Origin of the sequence: Sphingobacterium corticis (genome assembly GCF_042684745.1) — a bacterium.
Classification (GTDB): Bacteria; Bacteroidota; Bacteroidia; order Sphingobacteriales; family Sphingobacteriaceae; genus Sphingobacterium; species Sphingobacterium corticis.
In genome coordinates this window covers 153,366-166,788 of record NZ_JBHUMA010000003.1, presented here as the reverse complement: position 1 = coordinate 166,788, position 13,423 = coordinate 153,366, and the positions used below count along the sequence as shown (strand labels likewise).

The 13,423-nt window shown below is 41.1% G+C and carries 15 protein-coding genes and 1 tRNA gene; 9 read left to right on the top strand and 7 right to left on the bottom strand.

The genetic code is table 11. The features are described from left to right. The first annotated feature begins 6 nt into the window (after positions 1–6). Positions 7–585 (top strand): 2-amino-4-hydroxy-6-hydroxymethyldihydropteridine diphosphokinase, encoded by a 579-nt coding sequence (gene folK, locus ACFSQ3_RS00800; RefSeq protein ID WP_380866655.1) that lies wholly within the window; start codon positions 7–9, stop codon positions 583–585. Beyond that, the gene (locus ACFSQ3_RS00795) at positions 578–934 is read left to right on the top strand and encodes an Hpt domain-containing protein (protein WP_380866654.1); all 357 of its coding nucleotides are present in this window, start codon (positions 578–580) and stop codon (positions 932–934) included. The genes folK and ACFSQ3_RS00795 overlap by 8 nt, the downstream gene beginning before the upstream one ends. Here ACFSQ3_RS00795 and pssA read toward each other — a convergent pair. The 3 genes from pssA to ACFSQ3_RS00780 form a co-directional block, all read right to left on the bottom strand. Next, entirely contained in the window at positions 931–1,620 is a 690-nt protein-coding gene (pssA, locus tag ACFSQ3_RS00790; RefSeq protein WP_380866652.1) for a CDP-diacylglycerol--serine O-phosphatidyltransferase, read from the bottom strand. The genes ACFSQ3_RS00795 and pssA overlap by 4 nt on opposite strands. A 139-nt stretch (positions 1,621–1,759) precedes the next feature. Then, entirely contained in the window at positions 1,760–3,226 is a 1,467-nt protein-coding gene (rho, locus tag ACFSQ3_RS00785) for a transcription termination factor Rho (RefSeq protein ID WP_380866650.1), read from the bottom strand. A 40-nt stretch (positions 3,227–3,266) separates the two neighbouring features. Continuing rightward, complete coding sequence (locus ACFSQ3_RS00780; protein ID WP_380866649.1) at positions 3,267–3,470, bottom strand: hypothetical protein; 204 nt, start codon at positions 3,468–3,470, stop codon at positions 3,267–3,269. 78 nt (positions 3,471–3,548) lie between these two features. On the opposite strand from ACFSQ3_RS00780, the gene ACFSQ3_RS00775 reads away from it, so the two are divergent. Both ACFSQ3_RS00775 and ACFSQ3_RS00770 read left to right on the top strand, forming a co-directional pair. After that, the gene (locus ACFSQ3_RS00775; RefSeq protein WP_380866647.1) at positions 3,549–5,276 is read left to right on the top strand and encodes an MFS transporter; all 1,728 of its coding nucleotides are present in this window, start codon (positions 3,549–3,551) and stop codon (positions 5,274–5,276) included. 263 nt (positions 5,277–5,539) lie between these two features. After that, the gene (locus ACFSQ3_RS00770; RefSeq protein ID WP_380866646.1) at positions 5,540–6,388 is read left to right on the top strand and encodes an N-acetylglucosamine kinase; all 849 of its coding nucleotides are present in this window, start codon (positions 5,540–5,542) and stop codon (positions 6,386–6,388) included. Between the two features lie 96 nt (positions 6,389–6,484). Here ACFSQ3_RS00770 and ACFSQ3_RS00765 read toward each other — a convergent pair whose 3' ends face one another. Both ACFSQ3_RS00765 and ACFSQ3_RS00760 read right to left on the bottom strand, forming a co-directional pair. Further along, positions 6,485–7,168, bottom strand: a complete 684-nt coding sequence (locus ACFSQ3_RS00765) for a metal-dependent hydrolase (protein WP_380866644.1) — start codon at positions 7,166–7,168, stop codon at positions 6,485–6,487. A 17-nt stretch (positions 7,169–7,185) separates the two neighbouring features. After that, positions 7,186–7,503 carry a YbaB/EbfC family nucleoid-associated protein gene (locus ACFSQ3_RS00760; protein ID WP_380866642.1) on the bottom strand — a complete coding sequence of 106 codons (318 nt, stop codon included), beginning with the start codon at positions 7,501–7,503 and terminating at the stop codon, positions 7,186–7,188. Between the two features lie 118 nt (positions 7,504–7,621). On the opposite strand from ACFSQ3_RS00760, the gene ACFSQ3_RS00755 reads away from it, so the two are divergent. Then, entirely contained in the window at positions 7,622–8,122 is a 501-nt protein-coding gene (locus ACFSQ3_RS00755; protein WP_380866640.1) for an ABC transporter substrate-binding protein, read from the top strand. 83 nt (positions 8,123–8,205) lie between these two features. Here the strand turns inward: ACFSQ3_RS00755 and ACFSQ3_RS00750 are convergent, their stop codons facing one another. Next, positions 8,206–9,192: a hypothetical protein gene (locus tag ACFSQ3_RS00750; protein ID WP_380866639.1), complete on the bottom strand. Its 987-nt coding sequence runs from the start codon at positions 9,190–9,192 to the stop codon at positions 8,206–8,208. A 221-nt stretch (positions 9,193–9,413) separates the two neighbouring features. Here ACFSQ3_RS00750 and ACFSQ3_RS00745 point away from each other — a divergent pair, with 221 nt between their 5' ends. From ACFSQ3_RS00745 to ACFSQ3_RS00730, 4 genes are all read left to right on the top strand, one after another. After that, complete coding sequence (locus tag ACFSQ3_RS00745; RefSeq protein WP_380866747.1) at positions 9,414–10,001, top strand: thymidine kinase; 588 nt, start codon at positions 9,414–9,416, stop codon at positions 9,999–10,001. A gap of 127 nt (positions 10,002–10,128) precedes the next feature. Then, positions 10,129–10,210: transfer RNA gene (locus tag ACFSQ3_RS00740), tRNA-Leu, on the top strand. 79 nt (positions 10,211–10,289) lie between these two features. After that, complete coding sequence (gene tig, locus ACFSQ3_RS00735) at positions 10,290–11,621, top strand: trigger factor (RefSeq protein WP_380866637.1); 1,332 nt, start codon at positions 10,290–10,292, stop codon at positions 11,619–11,621. 90 nt (positions 11,622–11,711) lie between these two features. After that, positions 11,712–12,284, top strand: coding sequence for a GNAT family N-acetyltransferase (locus ACFSQ3_RS00730; RefSeq protein ID WP_380866635.1), 573 nt, complete (start codon positions 11,712–11,714; stop codon positions 12,282–12,284). 5 nt (positions 12,285–12,289) lie between these two features. Here the strand turns inward: ACFSQ3_RS00730 and ACFSQ3_RS00725 are convergent, their stop codons facing one another. Beyond that, positions 12,290–13,402, bottom strand: a complete 1,113-nt coding sequence (locus tag ACFSQ3_RS00725; RefSeq protein ID WP_380866633.1) for a lactonase family protein — start codon at positions 13,400–13,402, stop codon at positions 12,290–12,292. Positions 13,403–13,423: the final 21 nt, after the last annotated feature.

Below are 13,423 nucleotides of genomic sequence, written 5' to 3'. Positions count from 1 at the left end.
GAAATTATGAAAGTGAAAATCATGGGGAATATTTTGTGGTCGGCACCAGCAAAATCGAATACTAATTATTTCCTTCTTAACTTTACTGGATTAGCAATTATGAATAGTGTATATATTCTTTTAGGGGCAAATTTAGGAGATCCACATCGGCAGCTGGAAAACGCTGTCGCAGAGATTGAAAAGCAGGTTGGCAAAATCGTCAAACGCTCCAGCATATACGAATCGGAAGCTTGGGGAGTTCGCGATCAACCAACGTTTTTAAATCAAGTTTTGGTGGTGGAAACAGCGCACAAACCACTTGAATGCTTGCACATTTGCCAGGATATCGAACAACGACTGGGTCGCGTTCGCGAACGCAAATGGGGCGCGCGCGTTATTGATATTGATCTTTTGTATTTTAATGATGAGGTGATGCAGAGCGATGAACTGACCATTCCGCATCCTTATATTCAAGAACGGAACTTTACTTTAATTCCCCTAAATGAAATTTCGCCGAATTATGTCCACCCCAAACTAAACCAAACCAATTACGCGCTGTTACAACAGAGTGCGGATCAATCCACCGTAAATATTCACCATGAGTAATCCAATCCACATCAACCTAAATACCATCAGCAAAAATATGCTTGGAAACGAGCAAATGATGAAGAATTTTGTCGGCATGTACCTGCAACACTGTCACACCGATTTTGAGAAATTGCGAGAAGCAGTTTTAGCCGAGAATCACGAAGAAATATCCGCTAAAGCACATCATATTAAACCGACGATGGCATACATTGGCGCAAGCGCGTTGGGTCAACAATTTCAGGATCTAGAAAATGCAGGAGAGGAAAAAGATGCAATTACTTCGATTACCGAAAAGTTTCATTTGTTAGATAGTGATTTCGCTGAAATGCTGGAAGAATTAAAAAGCCTTTACGACTCGTTGAGTTAGGAAACCGATTCACTTTTTTGTTTTGCAAAATGCAAAGCAGAAAACAGCACGTAACTTAGCAATATGATCGGCATAGCCGAAATTTGCCATATCACCAACAAAATTACTGCGGTTAATAAGAACAAGTATTTGTATTGATTGGATTGCCAAGAAAGATTGCTCACTTTCATGGAAAACAGCTTGATTTCTGAGATCAAAAGAAAACTGCTGATCACAGTGATAACCAACAACAGATAACCTTCCGTAAACAGATTCGGAAAGCGTTCAGCAATGTACGGAAGGGAGATAATCACAAACGTATTCATAGGCGTGTTAACACCAATAAAATCCGTATCCTGACGTGTATCGACGTTGAACTTCGCTAATCGCAAAGCAGAAAATGCAGTTACTAAATAGCCGGCATACGGAAGATATTCTGATGAGCTTACATCTTTTAAGAGCATAAACAGAATGGTTCCCGGAAGGAATCCAAAACTAATCACATCCGCCAGCGAATCCAGCTCCTTACCGATATTCGATCGCACATGAAGCAGGCGTGCGGCGGTTCCATCTAAGAAATCGAAAATGCCACAAGCGATCAAGCAATACAAAACCATTTGAAATTCGCCTTGAAAAGCGAAATGAATACCCACGCATCCGCTGAGCAAATTTAGTAAGGTGATTGTATTGGGAATATGTCGTTTCATATGTAAGTGATCTTTTTAAAAGGTCATATGGAATATTCATGTGTGTTTGTCTTTTGTTTAACATGAATATTTCATTGTTGCCTAAAAAATAAAAGCCACCTTCGAAGAACGAAGGTGGCTCAAAATTATGCATTTTAAACTAGCTATTCATGCTAATCAGAAACTCTTCGTTGGATTTTGTACCACGCATTTGGCTCAATAAGAATTCCATAGATTCCTGAGAATTCATATCTGCCAAGTGGTTGCGAAGAACCCATAAACGTTGTAGCTGATCGCGATCTACCAATAGATCGTCGCGACGTGTGCTGGACGCAGTAAGATCGATAGCAGGGAAAACGCGTTTGTTTGACAACTTACGATCAAGCTGCAACTCCATGTTACCCGTACCTTTAAACTCTTCGAAGATAACCTCGTCCATTTTTGAACCAGTATCTGTCAATGCTGTAGCTAAAATCGTCAACGATCCGCCATTCTCAATATTACGAGCCGCACCGAAGAAACGTTTTGGTTTGTGCAACGCATTCGCATCCACACCGCCAGATAAGATTTTACCCGATGCTGGCGCTACAGTATTATAAGCGCGTGCTAAACGAGTAATCGAATCCAATAGAACAACTACATCATGACCACATTCTACCATACGTTTTGCTTTCTCCAAAACAATGTTAGCAATTTTTACGTGGCGATCTGCAGGCTCATCAAAGGTCGACGAAATGACTTCCGCACGCACGCTTCTCGCCATATCAGTTACCTCTTCCGGACGTTCGTCGATCAATAAGATAATCAAATATACTTCCGGATGGTTTTTAGCAATCGCGTTTGCTACTTCCTTCAACAAGTTGGTTTTACCTGTTTTTGGTTGTGCTACGATCAAACCACGTTGGCCTTTACCAATCGGCGTAAACAAATCCATGATGCGGGTAGAATAGTTACCAGCTCCCATGTCTAAGTTCAATTTCTCATCCGGAAACAACGGCGTTAAATAATCGAAAGGAACGCGATCGCGAATCTCCGCAGGATTTTGTCCATTGATGGATTCAACACGAACCAATGGGAAATATTTCTCGCCTTCTTTCGGAGGACGGATAGATCCGCGAATGTTATCTCCCGTTTTCAAACCAAACAATTTGATTTGCGATTGGGAAACATAAATATCGTCAGGTGATGTTAGGTAATTATAATCGGAAGAACGCAAAAATCCGTAACCATCCGGCATAATTTCTAAAACGCCTTCATTAACAATCACGTTATCAAAATCGGTGGATACCGAAGCGGCTGCAGGTTTAGCAGGAGCTTCCGGTGCAGGCGATGCTTTTTCAACAGGTCTTTCTCGCTCGATTTGTGGTATATCGTCGGATGATTTGCGACCTACAGCTATTGGCTCTGGTGCCCCGACGGTTCTTGTGCGTTTACGAGGGCGATGCGCATCTTCATCAGACGCCTCTACTACCTCTTCCTTTTCTGTTTCTTTAGAATCCACAGCAATATCGGAAATCCGATCAATCAGCTCTTGCTTTCTTAATTTTTCTGTATCAGGGACCCCCAATACTTTAGCTATCTCGCGCAGTTCAGACACGAGCTTAGTGTTCAACTCTTTGATCTCCATTAATTTATATGTACAAAATACAGGATTATATTATCGAATTCTATCCTTCTTGATCAATAACACTCTTCAATATCTTTTTTGCTAGAACGTCGGAAAGGATGAAACTGTTTGAAATTTCTTTTTCCGGTAAGGATAAACTTAGAATTGCCACAAAGAAAATCATTCCATTTGAAATTTCAAAATTAAAAAAATTTTTTTTAACGTCCTTAACAACCATCTGTTGTGCAAACCATATTTTATGCATTGCTAAATCGAATAAACGCAATAAAATATCGCAATAACTCAATTTTATGTGTAAGTTTATCGGCGTCAAAAATATATTATGAGCAACAAACCTATACAAACGAACTACCCGGCATTATACACCCTGATCACGGTGTTTTTTTTCTGGGGTTTTATTGCAGCAGGGAACAGCATTTTTATCCCTTTTTGTAAAAATTATTTTCACTTAGATCAATTTCAATCTCAATTGATCGACTTTGCGTATTACACCGCATATTACACCGGCGCATTATTATTATTTATAGTTGGAACTGTAACCGGCAAAGATGTAGTCGGAAAATGGGGTTACAAGCGAAGTATTGTGTACGGCCTGTTATTCTCGGCGTTTGGTGCTGCCGCCATGATTGGAGCTGTTGAAATCAACGTTTATGCCGCGATGTTGATTGGTTTATTTATTGTTGCTTTAGGTTTCTCTTTACAACAAACCGCTGCGAATTCTTTCGCCGTTATTCTTGGTGACCCAAAAACTGGTGCTTCTCGCGTGAATTTGGGTGGTGGTATCAATTCATTAGGTACGACGATCGGACCCCTAATTATCGGCTTTGCCCTCTTCGGAACATTCGAAACCGTTTCTGATGCGGACATCGCTAACCTCCCACTCAGCAAAGTAGTTTATTTGTATATGGGCGTGGGTGCGTTATTTATTCTAGCAGCCGCGTTATTTCATTTCTCTAAAAAAGTTCCGGCGGGCTACAATTTGGAACCAATGGAATCAGCAAACAAAGCCCGAACAACCCTGATCGTGATGACAGCTTTATTATTCTGTGCATTTGCTCCGGTATTCTTAAGCTACAAAAGTGACGCAGCGTTACAAATCGAAAGTCTTCAAGAGCAGTTAAATTTGGAGTCTGTGGTTTCGGCTCAAGAATCGTTAAAAGAACAAATCGCAGCGTTGAGACATCCACTCGAGCTGACACGTATGGGTTGGCTATCTGCAGCACTTGTTGTCATTGTTGGCGGATTATTGTTCGCTTATAATCGTGCTAAGAAAAAGCCCGAAGGCTGGGGTGCGATGCAATATCCTCAACTGGTTTTGGGTATGCTTGCCCTATTTCTTTATGTTGGAATTGAGGTTGCTATTGGTAGTAATTTGGGTGAGTTATTGACACTAGAAGAATTTGGAAGTTTACAATCGTCAGAAATCACGCCTTATATCTCCATGTATTGGGGAAGTATGATGATTGGCCGTTGGGCTGGCGCACTTAGTGCATTCAACTTGTTAGATAATACGCGTAAAATTTTATTGATTATCGTTCCGCTTGTCGCCTTTACATTGATTATCGGTGTGAACAGCTTAGCCGGATTCGACATGTCGGTATTGTATTATTATGTAATTTGTGTATTAATCCAAATTGCTGCATCATTCTTAAGCAAAGACAAACCAATTCGTACACTTGTGATTTTCGGAACGTTCGGACTTACTGCGATGATTGTTGGTTTATTGACTTCAGGAACTGTTGCCATCTACGCATTTTTGACAGGTGGTTTAGCTTGTTCGATCATGTGGGGATCTATTTTCAGTCTTTCGATTGTAGGTTTAGGAAAGTACACCGAGCAGGGTTCAGCATTCTTGGTCATGATGATTTTGGGCGGTGGTATCTTGCCTCCAATTCAAGGTAAATTAGCGGATATCATTGGTATCCACAATTCCTATATTGTTCCGGTTTTCGGATTTCTTTACATTATCGCATTTGCTGTTTTGGTAAAAGGATTCTTAAAAAAACAAGGTATCGATATGGAAAAAATCGAAGTGGAAGGCAGCCACTAAAAACAATTACAAATTGTAAAAAGTACACTAAGTATTTTTTATTACGACATACTGTTAAAATGGCTCTAATGAAATATTTAGAGCCATTTTTTGTTTCTAATCCATTTTGCAAAAATGGATTTCAGCGATTAAATTCCTGAAATAATTACTGATTTAGTGATTAAAAATGTATTTTGCAAAAAACATTTACCTCACTTTACGTAGCGTAAACTCATTTTGTTTAAGATTACTAACACAAATACATAAATCAAAACATCGAAATAATGATTGTTATTGCAGATGGTGGTTCCACCAAGACAAACTGGTGTTTGTTAGACGATTCCAAGAAAAAAATTTACTTTAACACGGAGGGATACAATCCCTACTTCGTAGACAGCTCTTACATCGTTGCATCTTTAAAAAAAGGACTTCCAAACGATATTCCTTTTCAGGAAATTAAGGAAGTTTATTATTATGGCGCAGGCGTGCACAATGCCGAGAAAGCGCAAATTGTTTCCGATGCTATTCAAGTTGTTTTTCCTGGATCGAAAGTAGAAGTCGGTCACGATCTACTTGCGGCAGCACGCGCACTGCTAGGTTCCGAGCCCGGTTTTGCAGCTATCTTGGGCACAGGAACAAACAGCTGTATTTATGATGGAAATGAAATTACGCATAATATCGATTCTGCTGCTTACATTTTGGGCGACGAAGGTAGTGGAAGCTACATTGGTAAAAAACTATTAACTGATTTCATCCGCGGATTGATGCCGAAAGATGTTGCAGAAGTTTTCTTCAACACATACAAATTGACGCCGGACGAAATCATGGATAACGTGTACACAAAACCTTTGGCAAATCGTTTCTGCGCAAGCTTCAGCAAGTTCGTTTATGACAATAACGTTAACATTCAATATACGCGTTCCATTGTCGATGATGCCTTCGAAGCATTTTTCGCGAACTTAGTAAGTCAGTATCCCGATTATCAATCTTATTCTTTCAACTGTATTGGTTCAGTGGGTTACAATTTCCGCAATGTTTTATCGGAAAAGGCAGCGCAATACGGCATGAAAGTAGGTAAGATTTTACGCTCTCCAATTGACGATTTAGTGGATTTCCACATCAACAAAGGATAGTTCTTTCGATTACCTATCGAGGTTCAATAAAAAAGCCGACTTTCATTTTATGAAAGTCGGCTTTTTAGTATAAAGCTTTCTACGATCGAACGTTACTTACAAAAGAATATCTCCGCCAATTAACGGCAAATACAATTTCTTTCCCTGTGCACTAAATATCGCCGACGCAGCTTCCGTATCGATCGATATCGGCGGAAAGGTATTGTAATGCACGCCGATCACGTTTTTACAATTGATGAAGTTTGCCGCTTTAAGTGCATCTTCCACATCCATTGTATAATGTCCACCGATTGGCAAGAAAGCCCAATCCAGCTCCAAATCGGCAAGCAGCTTCATCTCCATCGTCAGCGCCGTATCGCCCGCGAAATAGATTTTTTTATCGCCCACAAAGAATACAAATCCTACTGCTACGCCTGCATAGTTTCCTTCCGGTGTGCTGTTCGTATGCAAAGCATACACCATTTTCACTTTACCAAATGGCAATTCCAAAGTGCCTCCAAAATTGAAATCAATAATTTTGTCTTCCGCAACACCCTGATTTTTCACCCAAGCGGCTGTTTCCACAATTGCAGCTACGGTGGCGTTGCTGTTTTTCTGGATATGCGCCATATCCGCTACATGATCTTGATGTGCATGGCTCAAAAAAATATAATCCGGTTTAATGCGATCAATATCAATTTCCTTAGCTAGCGGATTATAGGATATAAATGGGTCGAGAAGCACCTTCGTACCATTAAAATCAAATTCGACACAAGATTGTCCGTAATATGTTGCTTTCATAATAACAATTTGTGAGCTTAACCTTTACCAAATAGACCGCCCATACCACCCAGGTTACCTAGCACGTCCTGTGTAGCAGCTTGCATTTCGCTTTGGCTGATTTGTTCCGCTTGCGCAATCGCCTTATTTACCGCGACAACCAGCAGTTCTTCCAATTCTTCCCGATCCACAGATTCCATAAAAACCGGATCGATATTGATTTCCTTTACTTCTTTATTGGCAGTAGAAACCACCTTAATTTTTCCGCCTTCAGCTTCGCCAAAAACGGAAATATGATCTAATCTTTCTTTGATTTCTTGGGCCTTCTGTTGCGCCTGAAACAGTTTATCAAACATAGCTCTTCGTATAAAATATGATAGGATGAAATTATCAAATATCGAACCAATCACCAAAGTTATCTGCGATTTTAAAATGGCTTGTGTACCTTTGCCAAAATTCCGAACACGAGATAATATGGATACAAATCGCGAATACCAAAAGTTGCTGAATCATTTGAAGGAAACCAACGCACAAGCGCATGAGCATCTTGAGGAAGAGATTGACATCGTTTTTCATAAATTGAAATTTATTCCTTTGGAGTCGCGCCCTCGCGTAGCTGTGATAAGCAACATCCGTGATTTTAGTCAAGATTTTCGTGTAATTACACAAGAAGCCTTAGATATTGCCGGCGGTGTTTGGTTGAGCATGGAAGATTTGGCACAAGCGGATAAAGTGATCGTTGTTCAGCAAGATGCTTCTTTATACAATGATCTTCCCATCGCATTGCAAAGTTCCTTATTAGGCGAAACAGCAGCTATTTCACAGAACGAGCTATACATTATTCAGCAATCCGCTTTCGAAGGAGGAACAGCAAACGATTTTTTACGACAAGTCGAGATTTTTGCCGAGATCGTGCAACCTAAATATTTTATTTATGGTCACGAAGGCGAAGGATGGGTTCGTTTCGAACTATAATCTTTCAACGCAACCTTAATAAAAGATTCAGCCCGATTTTCAAGTCGAAAATCGGGCTGAATGATTATGAAAACCAATTGCAACTATGAGAATTTGCGTTGCAAAATGTTATATAACTTTTCCACCGTTTGTGGTTTGGTTGCCCAATTGTTTTTCAAAGCATAATTTGCTTGCAAGAATGCATCTGCTTCGGCCATATTATCAAAACGATTCAATAACTCAATCGCTTCTGTATACGCTAAGCTGTATCCATTAAACAGATCTTTAATGAATAGCAACTTGTCATTCAGATTCACAGCCGTTTTTAAATCTACGATCTGCTCGCCTTTGGAAGAAGGAGTTTTAAATTGATTCGCATTCGTCAATCCTTCACGGCGTTGTTGCTGGATCATTTCATTCAAGGTTAGCGGTCTGCTCGGCGCAGCAGGCTCCGCCTGCGTGGCTGGCGCTGGCGCCTGCGGCAGTTCTATCGTACGGCTTTCCTCCACTACAGGCCTCACGATCGCCTCCGGCTCCTTCTCTTCGCTAGCTTCCTCCTGCGTCGTCGTTCTCCACGCGCTCACAGGAATCACCTTCTCCGCTTCTTGCTCAGTTTCCTCTTGCTTTACCTTCGGCGTCGATTCGTCCGCCTCCGGTTTCGCCTGCTCAGCAATCGGCTCTTCCTCTGCTTCTTGATACTCCGATTCGCCCTCGGCTTCTTCTTCGATCGAGGCTTCTTCTTCCGCAACTGCTACCTCCTCTTGCTCATCCTTCGCGACATTTGGCGCTTCCGAAACGGCTTCCTCCAAGTTCTTGGTAGCTGGTTGTTGCACATCCTCAGAAGGCAAGCGGGCGGGGGTAAATACCGTTTCCACTTTCGTAACCGCTGGCGCAGATTCCAATACAGGCGCTGTCGCGAGTTGCGTCAGCAAATCCAAGTGCGCCGATAAATATTTTACTTTAGCGGCCAGCAAACCCAATGGCAACACCTGAAGTTCACCACCTTGCTCCTGCACCGAAGCATATTCCTCATTTACTTCGACGAGCAGCTCGCCAACTTTTGCTAAAACATCGTTCTTAGAATACGACATATTCGATCTATTTTCCTTGCTATTATTATTAAGATACAACCATCAAACACCTGAGTTTGACAAAAAGTTTATGCCAAAATTTAAAAAACTGACGCTGACTTGCTTGCCATCTTCCAACGGTTGTTATAGGTCAAAAATAACATTTAATTTCGATATTAGCACAGGGATAATACTTGTCGCATATCCCCCATATCTCTTACCATAATTACATATTGATCATGATGCTCTTCTCGGAACACAACTTTACACATCGCCATGCTCATCCAGTTGGAAGCATTGAGGTCATTACAGGTTCCATGTTTTCGGGAAAAACGGAGGAACTGATTCGAAGATTGCGTAGAGCACAGTTCGCAAAGCTTCCAGTTGAAATATTTAAACCGGAGATAGATGTTCGTTATGACGAGCAAGAAATTGTCTCGCATAATAGCAATCGTATTCCTTCTACGCCAGTTGGTCATTCATCGGCGATCTTGTTACTAAGTGCAGACACCAAAGTTGTAGGAATCGACGAGGCACAATTTTTTGACGACGAACTACCGAATGTTTGCGTGCAACTAGCGAATCGCGGGATCCGTGTCGTTGTAGCTGGATTGGATATGGATTTTAAAGCACAACCGTTCGGCCCCATCCCCGCCTTAATGGCGATTGCTGAGCATGTGACCAAAGTGCATGCGGTATGCGTTCGCTGCGGAGCACCTGCTGCCTACTCCTATCGTTTGAATGAGCGCGAAGAGCGCGTCATGCTTGGCGAAAAGGAAAGTTACGAACCGAGATGTCGTGCTTGCTACTACAATGGCACCAATGCGTAAAAATTAAGCCAATCATTACCACGCATTTAGAATGTAATTTGGCGTGTTTTGCAAATAATTTAATAAAAACACTTGACAGATAACGTTCGGCGTCCTATCTTTGTGGCACAATAAGAAAATCCTAACTGCGGAAGTGGCGTAATTGGTAGCCGCACCAGACTTAGGATCTGGCGCCGCAAGGCGTGGGGGTTCGAGTCCCTTCTTCCGCACTGGAGATCCTCCCGACCAACATACATCGGGAGGATTTTTTTTTAAATGCGATTTTATAACAACGCTATAAAAAAGAGTATGAATATTTCACACCAGAAAATCGACGAGATCAACGCGAGCATTACTGTTGACTTGGCACCTGAAGATTATAACCCTCAAGTAGATAAAGCCATTAAAGATCAGGCTAAAAAAGCTAAATTACCGGGATTTCGCCCTGGAATGGTTCCTACCAGTCACATCAAACGCACTTACGGAAAATCCATTTTATTTGACGAGGTTAATCGTTTGGTAAGTGAGCAAATCAACAACTACGTTACTGAACAAAAACTAGAAGTGTTAGGTCAACCTCTTCCAAAAGAAGAAAATGATGCCAACTACAACTGGGATTTCAATGATAACTTCTCATTCGAATATGAGATTGGTTTGGCTCCAGCTTTCGACGTGCCATTTTCTGCTGAAACAGAATTCGTAGCGTACGATATTACGGCAGACGATGCGACTTTAGAGGAGCGCGTGAAAAATCTTCGCAGAAGCTACGGAAAAATGATTAATCCGGAAGTTTCGGAAGAAGGCGACGTATTATACGCTGCTTTGAAACAAAACAAGGAAGATGGTATCGAAAAAACAACTTCTGTACGTACAGATTTAGTAGATAACGCATCGATCAAAAAATCTTTCATCGGATTGAAGAAAGATGATACCGTAACATTCGATATTAAAAAAGCATTTAAAGTGGCTGACTTAGCTCGTTTGTTGGGCGTGACGGAAGATGAAGCGAAAGATTTGGATGTAACGGAATTCGAATTGACGGTTAAAAACATCAACCGTTTAGAAGAAGCAGAATTGAATGAAGATTTCTTCAAAAAACTTTTCCCTGATGGCGATGTAACTACTGCAGAGCAATTCCAAGCAAAAGTGAAAGAAGAAGTAGAGAACTTGTTCAAGCAAAATTCTGATCAGAAATTGCGCAACGATATTTACGAGTTCGGTATGGATAAAGTGGAAGCTGCCTTCCCAGAGCCATTCTTGAAACGTTGGTTGAAAGCAACTAATCCAGAGATTTCTCAAGAAGAATTGGAAGAAGGATTCCAAGATTTCTTGAAAAACTTGAAATGGACATTGATCGAAAACCGCATCGTAACCGCTAACAACCTAGAAGTGAAATACGACGAGGTAGTTAACTTGGCAAAAGAGCGCATCTATTCGCAAATCAAGATGTACAACATCAATGAAGAGCCAACTGACGAGCAATTGAATCAATTCGCGATGCAATTATTGCAAGATAGAGAGCAAGCAAACCGTTTGTTCGAAGAATCTAAAGCATTAAAAGTATTCGATTACCTAAAAGGTGTGATCAAATTGAAATCGAAAAAAATCGATTACGCTAAATTTGAAAAATTAGATAAGTAAGCGTTTTCAACATGATTTAGAAAGGTCGGCATGCAAACATGTCGACCTTTTCTTATTTTAGCCGAATACCGCACGTTTAAATCTATTCTTATGAAGATTACCATTCGAAAGGCTAAGAGCGAGGATGCGCCGCACGTTGCTAACATTATGTTGGAAGCAATGCGAGAGATTATTTATACGCTTATTGGTTCAAAAAATGATGATTCAGCTATTCAATTCCTCACGCAATTTATTAGTTCGGAACACAATCAATATTCTTATGAAAACATTTGGGTAGCTATAGAAGATGATAGAATTCTTGGCGAAATTTGCTTGTATGACGGTGCCGACTTAGTGAAATTAAGAACACCTGTTTTATCTTATGTGAATGGCGACGATTCAAAAAGATTTGACTCAATCGAAGATGAAACAGCGTCAGGAGAGTTTTACATTGACACCATTGCGGTATCTCCAGCGGCACGAGGAAAAGGTGTTGGCCAACTATTACTACATCACGTTATCGAAATGTATGTGCTACAACGCAACTTAACTTTGGGCTTGTTGGTTGACAAAGGTAATCCAAAAGCAAAAAGCCTGTACTTACGCACAGGCTTTGTATATCGTGAGGATGTATTCTTTCTAGGTAAAGCGATGGAACATTTACAATTAAGCCCTTTCCAGTAAGGATATTAAAATATGATACAAACCGGAGCTGGTACATCAATGCGTGTTCCAGTGTCCGATAAATCGCCGGATATGGTATCACGTTGAAAAACTACGATCTGATTCGTTTTTTGATTAGCCACCAATACATAACGTCCATCTGGCGTAATATTGAAGTTTCGTGGTCCATCTCCCTGTACACCATATTGGTTTCTCCATTCCAATGTTCCGTTTGCTAAAATATCATATTGAACGATTAAATTGGCATCGCCTCGGTTCGTCGCATAGAGCGTCCTTCCGTCTGGCGAAACTTTCAATTCCGCTGCACCATGCTCTCCTTCAAAACCGTCACCAAAGATGGGAACAATTTGTTTCAATGCCCATTCTTCGCCTTCAAACTTAAAAACAGCAACCTGCCCAGTAATCTCCTGCAAGGAATACAACGTACTGCCGTCGCCTGAAAAAGCAACATGACGCGCTCCACCGCCTTCGAGTGTATACACCACAGTCTTCTCCTCAAGTTGCAATACGCCGTTACGGAGACCCGTACCATCATGGCTAGGCTTATAAACATGAATCTGATCACTTCCTAAATCAGATACGTAAGCCAATCCGTTATTAAAAAAAGCAGAATGAATATGTGATTGTTGTTGGCGATCCGTATTTGGTCCACTACCGTCGAATTCCATAAGATCGTGTAGCACCAAATGCTTTCTGTTATCTACCAAACTAAACAAGCCCAAAGAGCCACCGGAATAATTAGAAACCAACGCGATATTTCCGGCAGGATCCAAAGCAACATGACATGGATGATCGCCCAAAGTGGTCGATTTATCTACCAATGTTAATCCTTTGGGAGTGATCTCGAATAAAGAAATAGTAGCATCCTGACCGCCTCCTTCATTTACCGCTAGCAGACGATTTTCAAACCGAGCCAAAAAAGATGGATTTGGCGAATCCGTAACGGAAACAACCTGCGCTTGCCCAGTACCCGCATTGAACGTATAACGATATATACCCTGACTTTTCGTTCCATCTGTGTACGTGCCCACATACATATCGTAAACCTGACTCGTAGCAATTTGTGGCAACATAAGCGATGCTGTGATGAGGGTAATTAAATAGAAAACAATCTTCATCCTACAAGTAATTTACAGGAG

Bases quoted from the DNA above. Each gene is read 5' to 3' on its own strand.
- folK (WP_380866655.1), top strand. From the start codon at position 7: ATGAAAGTGAAAATCATGGGGAATATTTTGTGGTCGGCACCAGCAAAA.
- ACFSQ3_RS00795 (WP_380866654.1), top strand. From the start codon at position 578: ATGAGTAATCCAATCCACATCAACCTAAATACCATCAGCAAAAATATG.
- pssA (WP_380866652.1), bottom strand. From the start codon at position 1,620: ATGAAACGACATATTCCCAATACAATCACCTTACTAAATTTGCTCAGC.
- rho (WP_380866650.1), bottom strand. From the start codon at position 3,226: ATGGAGATCAAAGAGTTGAACACTAAGCTCGTGTCTGAACTGCGCGAG.
- ACFSQ3_RS00780 (WP_380866649.1), bottom strand. From the start codon at position 3,470: ATGCATAAAATATGGTTTGCACAACAGATGGTTGTTAAGGACGTTAAA.
- ACFSQ3_RS00775 (WP_380866647.1), top strand. From the start codon at position 3,549: ATGAGCAACAAACCTATACAAACGAACTACCCGGCATTATACACCCTG.
- ACFSQ3_RS00770 (WP_380866646.1), top strand. From the start codon at position 5,540: ATGATTGTTATTGCAGATGGTGGTTCCACCAAGACAAACTGGTGTTTG.
- ACFSQ3_RS00765 (WP_380866644.1), bottom strand. From the start codon at position 7,168: ATGAAAGCAACATATTACGGACAATCTTGTGTCGAATTTGATTTTAAT.
- ACFSQ3_RS00760 (WP_380866642.1), bottom strand. From the start codon at position 7,503: ATGTTTGATAAACTGTTTCAGGCGCAACAGAAGGCCCAAGAAATCAAA.
- ACFSQ3_RS00755 (WP_380866640.1), top strand. From the start codon at position 7,622: ATGGATACAAATCGCGAATACCAAAAGTTGCTGAATCATTTGAAGGAA.
- ACFSQ3_RS00750 (WP_380866639.1), bottom strand. From the start codon at position 9,192: ATGTCGTATTCTAAGAACGATGTTTTAGCAAAAGTTGGCGAGCTGCTC.
- ACFSQ3_RS00745 (WP_380866747.1), top strand. From the start codon at position 9,414: ATGCTCTTCTCGGAACACAACTTTACACATCGCCATGCTCATCCAGTT.
- tig (WP_380866637.1), top strand. From the start codon at position 10,290: ATGAATATTTCACACCAGAAAATCGACGAGATCAACGCGAGCATTACT.
- ACFSQ3_RS00730 (WP_380866635.1), top strand. From the start codon at position 11,712: ATGAAGATTACCATTCGAAAGGCTAAGAGCGAGGATGCGCCGCACGTT.
- ACFSQ3_RS00725 (WP_380866633.1), bottom strand. From the start codon at position 13,402: ATGAAGATTGTTTTCTATTTAATTACCCTCATCACAGCATCGCTTATG.